Genomic DNA, 14,318 nt, shown 5'->3' with positions numbered 1-14,318 from the left:
AATTTACTTTATCTCATGATAAATATGTGCTAGTATGCAGAATATTTCTGCTTTATTACAAAGTATGTACAGGAGCTAAACCGTCATGAATCGTCTATTCTACCGCACAATCTTCAACAAGCACTTAGGTCGGTTGGTAGTGGTTTCTGAAAAAGCTCATTCACAAGGTAAATCTGACAGTCCAAGCATGGGCGGAAGCACGCCTTCTACAGCATCATCGTTTGGATCGGGTTCGGGCTTTGTCTTAAAAACTCTTTCATTATCGCTACTCTTTAGCCTAAGCTCAGCTGCCCACGCCACCCCCACTACCATCATCGCCGATCATTCTGCCCCAAAAGCCTTACAGCCCATCATTCTACCCACCGCCAGTGGCACCGTTTCTGTCAATATTGCCACACCTAATGATAAAGGATTGTCCAATAATCACTATGGTCAGTTTGATGTGGGTAACTCTGGTGCTGTTTTAAATAACAACAGAAAAGCGGTGAATACTCAAATCGCAGGATATGTACAAGCCAACCCCTTTATGGCAAAAGGTGAGGCATCCACCATCTTAAATCAAATCAATTCTAACAACCCAAGTCATCTGGGTGGCTTTATTGAAGTGGCTGGCAAAAAAGCAGATGTCATTATTGCCAACCCTAATGGTCTTGTTATCAATGGCACTGGTTTTATCAACGCAGGCAATGTACATCTTGTGGCTGCAAACGGCAAGTTTGACCAAGGACAAATCACCGGTTATCAAGTCAATACTGGCAACATTGAAGTTAATGGTAAGCTTAACCTACAAAACACTGATTATGCTGCATTGATTGCTAAAACCGCCCAAATCAATGATGAGATTTACGCAGGCAGCGTACTAGATATTGTCACAGGGGAGAATACATTTACTCTGCAAGATGGTAAATTTAACCAACTTTCTGCTGCCCACAAAAATGACGGTGCAAGCAGCACAAACCAAACAGGTATTGCCCTAGATGTCGCTGCCTTAGGTGGTATGTATGCAAGCAAAATCCGTCTTATTGGTACAGACAAAGGCTTTGGTGTTAACAACCAAGGGATGATTGCAGCAACTGGCAACGGTGTACAAGCTGGTACAGGCACGCTCACTCTTGATCATCAAGGCAATCTTGTTAATACAGGTATCGCATCAGCCAAAGACAAAGTGACGATCAACACCCAAAGTCATCACGTCCACAACGCTGGCACACTACTTGGTGAACAATCCGACATTGCCATCAACACCGCCAAGCTCACCAACACAGGCACCATTGCCAGCACTCAAAGCACTAAGATAACTGCCACAAACGCCATTGACAATCAAGGCAGTATGTATGGTGGTGTCTTACAAGTTAGCACTGATGAACTCACCAATACTGGTAAGCTTGTCCAAACAGGTACAGGTAAGCTCACTATTAGTACCCATACACTTACCAACACCAACAAAGCTGCAATTGGTCAAAGCCTGTATGAAAAAACCCAACTTAAAGCACCCTCTGTGCCAAGTACCGATCAAAGTGCTGGTACGGTAAGCCATCAGCCAGCAGACAATACAACAACAAATAACTCAAATAATGGCGCAAACACACCCAATCGATCAACCGATACGCCATCTGCCAACGGTTTTATCAGCACCACCAAGTCTTTAAACAATACAGGTGACAAAGCACTGATCACTGCCACAGGCGACACTCATATCACCGCCAATCAGACCAGTAACACCAATCAAGCATCGATTGACGCACAAACCTTAAAAACTAACACCCTTGCCAACACTGACAGTAAAATCGCCCTAGATAACATCCACTGGCAATTAACCAGCTTTGACAACAGCAAAGGCGATATCATCTCCAGACAAGACATGGCAATTGACAGTGAATCTACCATCATCAATACAGCAGGTAGTCTGACCAGCGGTGGGGATATGGTGCTTGTTGCCAAGAATGAGTTTAATAATAGCGATGGTGTTGTGCAAAGTACTGGTGACGTATCTGTCGCAGCGAGCAAAGTCACCAATAACCAAGGTATTATTCACAGTGCTCATGCCTTGACACTAAGTGCTGATGGCATACTGACCAACAATGATGGCGTAATTGGTGGTACTCAAAACACAACGATTACTGCCAAAACAGCCATTGATAATACTGATGGTCGCATTCAAAGTAATGGCAAGCTTAGCATTAACACACAGCAATTAAATAGCACGGGTACGATTTACGCAGCCCAAGACACAGCCATTACTGCCAATCATATTAACAATGAACAAGCAGGTCTGATTGCCAGTGCCAAGGATGTCCGTATTGACACTCAAAGCTTAGCAAGTACTGGTGCCATCAGTGCGGGTATGCAAAGTGATGGTAAACTTGCTAATACGCCAGCCAACATCAGCATACAAGCAAAAGAAGGTATTCGCAGTAGTGGCAATGCTATTGCGACGGGCACACTGACGCTAAATGCCAATACTATCAATCTTGATGACAGCAAAACCCAGGCTGATAATATCACACTCTTAGCACAAGACACTATTAGTACACGCAAAACTAGTACTGTTGCTAGCAATAGCCTTGTCATCACAGCGCCAAACAAACTAGATAATAGCGAGGGTATACTAAGTGCCAACGAGGTGATTGTTAATACTGATGTCTTGGATAATCGTCAAGGCACCATTAGTCAAGCTGGTAAAACAGCGTTATCATTAGCAATCAAACGCAACATTGATAATACCTTAGGTACTATTAGTACTAACAGTGATAAACTTAAGATTGATGCCAATCAGCTTATCAACCAACAAGGTGCCATCCACCATGCAGGCGTAGGTGAGCTTAATATAAAATCAGAAAATCTAAATAACAGCCAAGGCGAGCTATTAAGTCTAGGCACTCAAACATTAAACATCAAAGCCATTGATAACAGCCAAGGTGTCATCTCGGCAACTGGCTTTACCATCAACGCAGATGGTTTGGATAATACCGCAGGTCTACTGCAAGCCACTGATAAAGATGCTGACAATCTCTTAAATATTGACAGCACTCTTGATAATAATAAATTGGCTGAGCAGCAAGGCAGTATTGATGTTGCTGGTAATTTAACACTCGCCGCTAAAACTTTACAGAATCAAGGTTCTATCACTACCAATAATCTCAAGGCGACCGTAGCTAATGTTAATAACACTGGTGCTATCGGTGCCAGAGGTAATATACAAATCGCTAGCAGTCAAGACATTGACAATACAGGCAATATCAGTGCAACTGGCAATATTGTCTTAAATGCTAATAACACCATCAGTCATCAAGGTGTCATGATGGCAGCTGACAGTATTACAGCCACTGCCAATCGCTTAAACTTCAATCAATCCACGAGCAGTGCAGACAATATTAGCTTATCAGCACAAGCGGATATACACCATAATCAAGGAGTAACAGTTGCCAACAATAAGCTTAGCTTAAAAAATACAAGTGCCATCTACAACCAAGACGGCGTGTTGTCAGCCAATCGCACAAGTATTGACACCAAAGATTTACAAAATGGCGGTATTATCCAAGCTGATGTGCTTGCCATTAAGCAGCAAGCGGATTATACGCACACCGATAATGATAAACTGCTTGCAAATAACTTACAGTTTAGCACTGACGGCAAGATTATCAATCAAAGCCAATTAACTGCCAACCAATACTTAACGCTTGGTGCAAATCATATTGATAACACCCAAACAGGTACCATTAGTAGTGGCAATCACACACAAATAACCAGTCAAACCAGCATCAACAACCAAGGTTTAATCAATGGCGAAACTACGGTTGTTAAAGCCAATGATACAATCAACAATCAGTCAGGTGGTCGTATTTACGGCACACACCTTGCCATACAAGCCGACACACTAAACAACACACCAGTGAAAGCAGAACAATCAGATAGCAAGTACACCGCCCCTGTGATTGCAGCCAGACAGCGTCTAGATATTGGTGTCAAAACACTTAATAATAATCCCAATCCAGAAAGAGCAGGAAAATTTAACGAAAACTTGGACAATCAAGCCTCAATCACAAGCCTAGGCAGTCTGCATATTGGTGGCAACTTAGATGACAATCATCACGCCACAGGCAAAGCAGATGCTGTTATCAATAAGGGGGCAACGATTGAATCTGGTGGGGAGATGCAAATCAATACTTCGGTATTGAAGAATGAGAATGCGGATTTTGCCACAAAAACCCAGTCTTCTTCTGAAAATATTACTGTGTACCATGCCGATGGAAGGAGTTATACACCTGATGAAGTAAGCATTACACCTGTGGGGCATAACAATCGCATCCTGCCTCTCATCATCAAAAATTCGAACAATGAAGAATATCGCACTTATGATCGCTGGAATTATAAAGAAATTTTAACTTGGGAAGAAACAGATGTTAGTGATCCAAGTCGCATTGTTTCAGGTGGTGATTTAGTAGCAAATATTGATCAATTTATCACCAATAAGAGCCAAATCATCGCTGGCGGAAAAATCACACTCACTGGAAAGGCTGGTAGCATTGATCCAGAATCAACACTAATTATACCAAAATACACCTATCAAGATGTTGTGCGAACGCATCATAAACCGGGGACGGGTTGTCGTCAACGAGTATTAGGTCGTTGTCTTGGAGCTTATGAAATAACGGATGCTTTTGCAGATAGAAATACCCTCCAGCCCATTAATGCTAAAACAACGGGAACGCCTTACCTTTTGCCAATTATAAATCAAAAAGGTGGTATAAGGACCGCTGTTACAATGCAGAATGCCAATAATGACAATGTTGATTTGAATATCGCTACTATCGACAGTTCATCTTTAATCAGTAGTGATATAGACACCATACTTACCACCTTACAAGCCACTCAATCTGCCTTATCTGCTACCGCTCAAAAACAGCTGTCAGATTTATTGTCAGCCAAACAATCAGGACAGGCTGTGGATGAGTCTGTGCTGGCAAACTTGGTTGATGAATTAAAACACAGTATTGCCAATCGCCAAGCAGTGACGATAGCAACCACTGATAATACCATCAGTCTGCCAAACTCAAGCCTCTACACCATCAACGCTGATAACCCAAATCTGCCTGTGGTACAGACTGACCCTGCTTTTACCAATTACAAACAATGGCTGTCATCTGACTATATGCTAAAGGCAATACAATCAGACCCAAATCACATCCACAAACGCCTATCTGACGGTTATGGTGAGCAAGCCCGTATCAAGGATCAGTATCAGCTATTAACAGGCAGACACATTAACACGGATTATCGAAATCAAGAAGAAGCCTATCAAGCCTTAATGGACAATGGCATTACTCATGCCAAACAGTTTAACTATACGCCAGGTATGGCACTCACTGCTGAGCAGATGGCAAACTTGACCACGGACATCGTCTGGTTGGTGAAACAGTCCATCACGGTCGCCACCAAAGATAAAGATGGCAACACCATCACCAAAACCGAAGAAGTGTTGGTGCCTAAGCTGTATCTCAGATCTGCCAACATCGCCACAGGCACACTTACCCCTGATGGTAGATACAGTGCCGTCTCAGCAAGAAATATCAACATGCAGCTGACTGGCGATCTTGACAATAATGGCAACCTCATCGCCAAAGATACTGCTGCCATCACCGCAAATAATGTCAATAACATAGGCACTGTCCAAGGCGACTTTGTTAAGATAAGCACAAACAACGACCTCACCAACCACGGCACCCTACACGCAAACAGTGCCATGAGTCTTGATGCTGGCAACCAAATCATCAACCAAAGCCTAACCACCACCCAAACAAACACACAAGATAAAAGTAGTTCAAGCAGAACTGACCTAAGCCAAATCGCCACCATCAGTGTTGGCACAGGCTTAAAAGACAAAACTGATGAAAACGGCAAACCATTAACCACCCTAAGTCTGCGTGGCAATCAGATCATCTATCAAGGTGCCACATCAGACAACGCAGGCGGTAATACCCAAATGACCGCCGAAAACGGCATCGACATTGGTGCTGTTACCGCAAGCAACCACATCAGTGCTGTGGCAGATGACAACAACTACTTTAAGTACAACCAAACACAAGATGTGGGTTCAAATATTACAAGCTATGGTGATACCATCATCACGACCACAGGCAAAAACGCAGACATCAACATCCAAGGCTCGTATCTAGACTCTGCCACAGGTACTACGGCTATTATTGGTACGGGGGATGTACGTATGGGTGAGGGTCGGCGAACACAGGGTGTAGAGAGTGCCTCAAGTTACCAACAAGACAAATGGTACGGCAGCAAAGACATCAAACAAACATATGAATCCTACACTGATACAGCTGTATTAAGTACTGTTTTGGGCAATGATGTATACATAATCTCACAGGATGCTGATGTCAGCTTATTTGGTACCAATGTCAATGCCAATGAACAAGCAAGTATTAGTGCGAAACAGGGTAATGTTACTGTACAGTCTGCTGTCAATAGCATCTATCAAAACAACACCAAAACCACCCAAAACTTTTATAAAAATACAGGTAATGTTGATGGCTTTTACCAAGAAACCCTTGCTCAAACAGGTGTTCGTGCTGGCAGTGTTGATATTCAAGGAAATTCTGCCAATTTAAATGGAATCAGCCTTCAAGCTACTCACGGCCCCATCACAGTGGGTAATGCCCATCTTGCCACCAATGATGATGGTACCTTAAAGCTTAATGACAATGGTAAACCTATCGTCATTTCAGGCGATATGCACAATCTAAATCTAGGCACGGTAGATTTAACCAATGAAACTTGGCAAGAGAGCTCTAAGTCTTATCGTGGTCTTGCCAAAGATGTGATGAAGGGTGTTGGGGTTGTAACAGGTGCTTTGGGCTTTGATGGTGTTACACTTGCCAAATCTGATAGTAACCACAGTAAAACAGAGATTCAGGCGGCAAGCGAACTTCACGGTAGTCATATTCAAGCGGGTGCTCAAACTTTAACTGCGACAGGCACACGCTTTGATGCTGGTAAAGATGGCTTTGTGGCTGTCTTGGGTGATGATGTTTTATTTGCCACCGCCAAACACACCAAAACCGCCAATGCCACTCAAACACGCCAAACCATCACAGGTGAAGGCATGAGACTTGGTAAAGACCACTTGCAATTAGGTGCGGTGGTTCATACCGATAGCACAGATACCCAAAGCACCCAAAGCACCACTCATGATGGCGTAACCGTTCGTGGCAATAATGCGGTTGTGCTTGGCAATATGAATGACGGCAGTCTAACCACGCAAGCTACCAACTTTGATTTAGACCCTAAATCAGGCACTTTACTCATTGGTGCCAAATCCACCTTACTTGATGGTGCTATCAATCAAACCGCACACACTCAAAGCAATGAAACAAATACCACCAGAATCGGTGCAACGGTTCATCATGTTGCCGTAGATACTGTCATTGCTGCCGAAAATGTCAAAGAAGCCATTCAAGCTGCCAACCATGCTCGTAAAGAGCTAGAACAAGCCAAAACGATGGTAGAAGCTGGCAAACTCGACCCGAATGCCATTAAGGATTATGAGCTAAACCTTGCCATGGCAACTACCAATGTCGCCAATGCTCAAATCGCTTTGGGTAGTACGGCTGCCACCGCTGCATCAACTGCACCAACCTTAGGCTTTAGTGCCAAAGCCTCCGCAAGTCACACTCACAGCAAAAGCAATCAGAACCAAACCAATCAGGAGTTTGTAGGTACCAGTATTGATGCAGCTTCTGTTACATTACTTGGTGATGACTTGACCACCAAAGGACTGCAAGGTGATATTGGCAGGCTGAATATTGACCATTTAAACAAGTTAACCCTAACTTATGGCACCACCGAAAATACAAGCCAAAGTAAAAGTAGTACGAGCACCATTGATGCCAGCATCAGCACGACAGGCAGCGTATCGGCAGGTGCAGGTAGACAACAAAGCCACAGCCAAAGCAAAAGCACGACAACCCATGACACAAAACTCAACTTAGGCGAGCTAAACGGTCATGCCAACACCACCACCTTGCACGGTGCCACCATTACCACGCAAGGCGGTCATTACAGTACAAACACACTCAATATCACCACCAGTCAAAATACTCACCATGAGCAAAGCAAAAGCCAAGGTGGTAACATTGGTATTAGTGCAAACGGTCTAAATCTAGGCTATAATCAGCAAAACAGTAATAGCGATGTTACCACCAATAACACCCCATCAGGCATAATCTATGTCAATACAGGCAAAGACGCACCAAACCACAGCCTAACCGCCAATCACACCATCCTAACAGGCGGTGTCATCGCAGCCATCAGTGAAGATGAACAAGGCAATCAAACAAACATCGAGCTAAACTTCACCACCAACACCTTAACCACAAACGACCTATTGGCAACAGAATCTAGCCAAAACAAAGGTATGGGCTTAGGGTTGGGTAGTAGCAATAATAAACCTACCAGTATTAGCATCTCTGCCAACAACAACGGACACCAAAAAGAAACAAAAGCCCTTGCCACCGTCGGACAAGGTACCACCATCACAGATGCCATCACCCACAATGGACAAGCCCAAACCAGCACCGACCTTACCCAAACAGACATCAACATCGATGCTCTAAACACCCAAAAAGTCATCAAAGACCAAAAGACTGGGGGGCTTAACTTTAATACCGCAGTAGATACCAGGATGTTTAGTAAAGAGGGAAGGGAGGAGATTAAAAAAGAACAAACAGAACTGCCTAACAACACCAAAGCCGCCTTTGGTATGTTTGGCGTTGCTGTGGGTGCAACAGCTACTGGCTTAATGGATAACGAAACCACCATCAATGGCAACTCTGCCCTCCAAAAAGCCAAAGACAACCTAACCCAAGCCAGAAATAACATTCTGACAGGAGTGGATAAGACACAAGCCAATCTTAATGCTCACATAGACGCCATCACCGATGGCGATTTAACTAATGTCGCCCAAAACCAAGACATCTTAAATGAATTAAACACACAATTAACCCAAGATACAACTGCCAAAGACACCCAAATCTTTTTAACCCAAAACACCGCCAATCCACAAGGTGAATTTGTTCAAGGGCTTGCCAATCCTACCCAAGGACACACCTACCTTGACATAGACCATCTAGACAACACCCTAGAAACCCTAAACCACGAAATCGCCCACCACAATGGACAAGGCGAAACTTCTGCCACAAGAATGGGCAAACTGGGTAATGTAGCGTATAATATCGGTACCAGTCTGAACAAAGAGGGTATTGACAGTCATAGACAAGGCATTATACCAACGACTCAAACTCTGCAAAATCTAAGCACCGAAGACAGGCTTGCTTATCACACCCAAAATCAAGCACTCTTGGATGAGAATAAGGAGCAATTGGAGGGGGAGAAGGAGGGTGGGGATGAGATACTAAATCATTCTGCTAGAACAGCTTCTGTAGCAGGAAATAGAAGACAACGAGAAGAAAATTGTCGCTTAGCAAATGTCTCTACAGAAAACTGTGACCAGTACAACCGTTATTTGGTTGGACAGGTGTTCAAGGAAGCTGCATTGATGGTTGTTCCAACTTCACCTCAAGAGGCTATTGTAGTTGTTGCTACAGGAGGTGCTGGCGGATTTGCCATCAAGGTCGGCGGTAAATTATTGACAAAAGCTGGAAAGGTTATTAGATTTGAAAGCAAGGCAGAAGCGGAAAAAACGGCTGAGTTGTCGGGAATGTTGAGAGTAGCTGCACATCAAAAAGGTAATTTTAGTATAGGTCAAGCAACTAGAGCGGAGTCTGATTTAATGGGTAAAGCTTGGGTGGGTGACGGTTATAAGGTTGCCAGTGATGGGAGAACTCTCGTTAGTGCTGATGGTCTTAGAACATATAGACCACCATCTTCCAAATCTAGTTCATATGCAACTACAGGCACACAGGCTAATTTTGAAACACTGGAACTTGTTAAGGTTAATGGCGTTTGGAAAAAGAAAGTTATTAGAAATGGTCATTTAAATATATTGGATTAAATACATGATAGTTCCTGATTTGAAAGAGATTTATTCTAGAGATATTTTTGTTGGTTTGCATGAATATATTCCAGAAAACAAGTATTTATTTGAAATAGATCTAATATTAGTCATAGGTGTGAAAGGTGAGAATGGTGGTGATATTTTTTATTTAACCGTTTGCTCCAGCTCATCAATTTCTGAAGTAAGTAAAAATTGCCGTTTTCTATCAAAAGATGGGTATTTGATTGTTGATGAATATGATTTTTTTAATATAAAAAAAATCATTGAAGACTATTTGAGTACAATAGCTGAAAATAATTGGGAGGATGTTGCTAAGAGAATTAATTGTTTTGCAAAATGGGAGTTTGATAATTATCAAAACAGATAGTTTATGAAAACCCTAAACTACCAAAACACCCACCACCATGGGCAAACTGGGTAATTTGGCATATAATATCGGCACAAGTCTCAATAAAGAAGACATTGACAACCATAGACAAGGCATTACCCCAACCACTCAAACCCTGCAAGGCTTAAGCACCGAAGATAAGCTTACTCACCACACAAACAACCAAGCACTCTTAGATGAGAATAAGGGGCAGTTAGAGGGGGAGAAGGAGAGTGATGGGGTTTGGAATCAGGGCGTTAGACCGCCTTTGATTAATACCAACAACCCAAATGCAAGAAGATGGAATGTAAACAATAATCCCCACGCTCTTACGGTTCGTAGAGAAACAGAGGCTATTCGTCAAACTTACCCAAACTTTGGTGGTATCCAACAAATTAGAAATGGACCGGTTACTCAAAGAGAAGCAGCTGAATATACCGCCTTTCGTATGTTTATTAGACATGGTACAAATCAGACCTATGCTGACCATAATGTTGCATATCGGGAGTTTTTAAAAAGTCCTTATTATCAAAATTTAAATAGACCCAATTCCACACAACTGAATATTGGGTTGAATAATTCTAATTACAATGTTGCTAGGCATGAGCAGATTAATAGTAGAATTATTACTTTTGGACAAAATTCCAATCAAATAAACCACACATGGCGACACTTGGAAGCAGAAGTCATTGGTAGAAATATTGCTGAACCTGCTATAAAAAATGATCTTGAAAGAAGGGATTTGAATTCCATCCCTATAGGCACAACCAAAGGGTTTGAGATTACAATTAATGGTCAGCAAGTCCAGTATTATATTCATAGAATTGGCATTAATCAGTACAATATAGGTAGATCCCATGTTAAAAGATGATATTAAACTGCGTTTTCTGTGCGAAAGTGAATTATTGCTAATTTCTAAATTACTGGACTTGTGTACAGCATCTTATAAACTTCAATCATCGCTCAAGCAAATATTGGTTTTTGATTTGACTGATGATGGGGGTATGGGTTCTTTGGAATTTTTTTATGACAGCGATTGCGTGAGGAAATTTGATAAACCGTTAATACAAGCTGAGACTTATGATACTGATGGTAGAAAGATAATGCTTGAATTGTCTTTGGATAATTATGGTTATTTGTATCAGCTAGATAGCTGGACATCTGATTTTAACCCACTGGTTAGCCCGTTGGGTACATTAAATATTTTAGAAAATATAAAACTTGAGTTCTAGGTTGCTTAAGGTAAATTTTAGTTTAGGTCTTAAAATACTGGCTATTATTGCTGTTTTATCTGATCTTTGCCATCTTTGAGTACGCTAACAAAGAGCAGGAGAAGCTTGATGAGAATCTTCAAACAACAGGTAAAATCACCGCAGCAGCAGGTGTACAAGTTGTTGCCACTACTGCCAATGTCTTAACGGATAACTGTACTGGTCAACTATTTTCAAACAACCCCTAAGAGGGTTTTGTTAAAAAACTGCCGTTCTTTTTCGACAGGGCTTAGGTAGTTATTAAAGCTGTAGGGTCTGATTTGACTATAATAGCCAAGGATATAACTTGCCACATCTACTTTTGCTTCATGAATGTTCTCATAGCCATGTTTTGGCATCCATTCGGTTTTAAAACTTCGAAAGAATCTTTCTGTTGGCGCATTATCCCAGCAGTTGCCTTTTCTGCTCATACTGTGTGTCATCTTACATCTAGCAATAGCATCGGCAAAGGTGCGGCTAGTGTAATGCGTACCTTGATCTGAATGAAATAACACACCAGTTGGCTTAAAGCGTATGGTATAAGCCATGGTCAATGCTTTGGTGGTCAGCTCACTGTTTGGACGATCACTCATGGCAAAGCCAATGATGTGTCTGGCATATAAATCCATCACCACTGCCAAATAACAAAATCCTGCTTTGGTGTGAATATACGTCACATCCGATACCCATATTTGATTGGGTGCAGCTGGTGCAAACAGCCGTTTAAGCAAGTTGCCATGCACTGTATGCGCTTGATCGGCTAAGCGATAGCGATGCTTGATGCTTTGGCGACTGATGAGTCCTTGTGCTCTCATTAATTGACGCGCTTTATAGCGTGTCAGTTTAATCTGATGAGCATGACTGACCATAGCAGCAATACTTCTAGATCCTGCTGACCCTTTGGAGCAATCAAATGCTTGTTTTACCCATAAGCGTAGCTCAATCTCTTTGCGTGTTGGTAGTCTGATTCTTTGCTTGGCATAATAAGTACTACGACAAATACCAAATAACTGACACAGCTTTGCTTTACTGATGCTGTATTGCCCCATCAATTGCTCTATTAGCGGCAGAGTAAGCTGTCTTGAGCTAATAGGGCGGATGCCTTTTTTAAAATATCTCGCTCAAGTCTTAGCTGGGCATTTTCTTTACGAAGTCGTTCAAGCTCTCGTTGTTCTGGTGTTAGGGCATGACCTGTGGGTAATGGCTTGCCTTGAAGTTAAAGACGATAACGCTTAAGCCAGTTTTCTAAAGTAGATTTACCAACATCATATTGTTTGGCAACATCAACAACACGCTGATTTTGCTCTTCTATGAGTTTGACCATTTCTAGTTTAAATTCGGTGCTGTACTGCTTACGCTGTTTTGTCATGAGAGATTACTCCTAGTTTTGGGGTAGTATAGCCTCTTATGGGGTGTCTGGGAATATTGTACCGGTACAAACTCAACCTACGAGCTGGTACCGACCACAAAAGAAGAAGTCGCCTTTCTTGTTGTTACTGCTGGTGGTGGCTATGTATTAAAAGTCGCAGGTAAAGCAGGTGTCAAAGTCATTCGTTCTTTTAAGAGTGGAAAAGAACTTGATGAGGCGGTGGCTGAGGCTAAGAAGGCTGGCAGAAAAGCCGACCAAACCACAACCACACAAGCCAAAGCAACTCAATCAAAACCAGTGCCCAAATGCTCATTCCATGGTAGCACTCTTGTATCAGCGCAGTTTGGCTATAAACCTATCTCTAGCATTAAGATAGGCGATTGGGTACTCTCCAAAAACGAATATACAGGAGCTGTAAATTACCAGCAAGTGCTAAATCATTATAATAGTCAATATAAGCGTACGATTTATGTTGGTATCCTAGATGGTAAGGGTGGTACACACACCATCATCTCTAATGAGATACACCCTTTCTTTGTTAGGGTTGATGATAGTACAATATTACCACCTTCATCTGAAGGTCACAATTACCAAGGCGACATTAAAAATGCCCAATGGATAGATGCTAGTAACCTAAAAGCAGGCTATCAACTCTTATCAGAAGATGGTACATGGCAAATAGTGCAATCTGTAAAAATTACAGAAGAGAACTTATCCGCCTACAATCTAACTGTAGATAAAAATCACACCTACTTTGTTAGTGGTACACCTGATGGCAAATATCAGGTGTTTGGGGCGTGGGTGCATAATGATTGTTGGAACAGTCTTCCAGACGGTGCTGTAGCAACAGGAAAAACTACACCTGATGGACGTAAGCTTTATACTTTTAAAGATAAAAAAGGTAACCAAGTTACTGCTTATCAAGGCTCGGATGGTCGTTGGTATAATCAACGAATACATCCTCCAACACAGCCTACAGCTACTGGAGCTAAGTCGGTTGATAGTTTTCCTAATAGAGATGGAGCTAGAGCAGCAAAAGGTCACATATATTATCAAACAACAAAAGAAGCAACAGAAGCTGCTAAAAAGGCTGGATTTCATCCAACTGGTCAGTTTGCACATAAAGAAATGGTTTATTATAATCCTGTTACAAAAAAATATATCTAGAGATGTTGGAAGTGGTGATGGCAAAGGTGCTCATAATGGTGGGGTGTGGAAAATGGCTAATTCTATTAAAGATTTGGGTAGAAAAGAAATGCCACTATTTACATGAGTTTCGGCCATGGTTTAACTCCATATGTGTTA

The 14,318-nt window shown here is 42.1% G+C and carries 8 protein-coding genes; 6 read left to right on the top strand and 2 right to left on the bottom strand.

Annotated elements, in window-relative coordinates; translation table 11 throughout:
* Window positions 1–85 precede the first annotated feature (85 nt).
* From AAX10_RS08680 to AAX10_RS08660, 5 genes are read left to right on the top strand one after another with little or no spacing between them, the layout of a single operon-like run.
* Window positions 86–10,024, top strand: a complete 9,939-nt coding sequence (locus AAX10_RS08680) for a two-partner secretion domain-containing protein (RefSeq protein ID WP_046700389.1) — start codon at window positions 86–88, stop codon at window positions 10,022–10,024.
* A gap of 4 nt (window positions 10,025–10,028) precedes the next feature.
* On the top strand, window positions 10,029–10,394 hold the full coding sequence (locus AAX10_RS08675; protein ID WP_046700388.1) for an Imm8 family immunity protein: 366 nt from the start codon (window positions 10,029–10,031) through the stop codon (window positions 10,392–10,394).
* Between the two features lie 55 nt (window positions 10,395–10,449).
* On the top strand, window positions 10,450–11,265 hold the full coding sequence (locus AAX10_RS08670) for a hypothetical protein (protein ID WP_149038881.1): 816 nt from the start codon (window positions 10,450–10,452) through the stop codon (window positions 11,263–11,265).
* The gene (locus tag AAX10_RS08665; RefSeq protein ID WP_046698683.1) at window positions 11,252–11,626 is read left to right on the top strand and encodes a DUF6984 family protein; all 375 of its coding nucleotides are present in this window, start codon (window positions 11,252–11,254) and stop codon (window positions 11,624–11,626) included. Before AAX10_RS08670 ends, AAX10_RS08665 begins: the two co-directional genes overlap by 14 nt.
* A 47-nt stretch (window positions 11,627–11,673) precedes the next feature.
* A complete protein-coding gene (locus tag AAX10_RS08660) occupies window positions 11,674–11,853 on the top strand; it encodes a hypothetical protein (RefSeq protein ID WP_046698682.1) in 180 nt (59 codons plus the stop codon).
* On the opposite strand, the gene AAX10_RS08655 is transcribed toward AAX10_RS08660, so the two are convergent.
* Together AAX10_RS08655 and AAX10_RS08650 are read right to left on the bottom strand one after the other, a co-directional pair.
* Window positions 11,839–12,744, bottom strand: a complete 906-nt coding sequence (locus tag AAX10_RS08655; RefSeq protein ID WP_118873515.1) for an IS3 family transposase — start codon at window positions 12,742–12,744, stop codon at window positions 11,839–11,841. The genes AAX10_RS08660 and AAX10_RS08655 overlap by 15 nt on opposite strands.
* A 116-nt stretch (window positions 12,745–12,860) precedes the next feature.
* Window positions 12,861–13,013: a transposase gene (locus AAX10_RS08650; RefSeq protein WP_080947134.1), complete on the bottom strand. Its 153-nt coding sequence runs from the start codon at window positions 13,011–13,013 to the stop codon at window positions 12,861–12,863.
* 219 nt (window positions 13,014–13,232) lie between these two features.
* On the opposite strand from AAX10_RS08650, the gene AAX10_RS08645 reads away from it, so the two are divergent.
* The gene (locus AAX10_RS08645; RefSeq protein WP_080947133.1) at window positions 13,233–14,180 is read left to right on the top strand and encodes a polymorphic toxin-type HINT domain-containing protein; all 948 of its coding nucleotides are present in this window, start codon (window positions 13,233–13,235) and stop codon (window positions 14,178–14,180) included.
* Window positions 14,181–14,318 lie beyond the last annotated feature (138 nt).

It is taken from the genome of Moraxella bovoculi (assembly GCF_000988745.2).
In the GTDB taxonomy this organism is placed as follows: Bacteria; Pseudomonadota; Gammaproteobacteria; order Pseudomonadales; family Moraxellaceae; genus Moraxella; species Moraxella bovoculi.
Note: the sequence above shows the minus strand (reverse complement) of the source record. Positions and strands in the feature narration are given on the sequence as shown.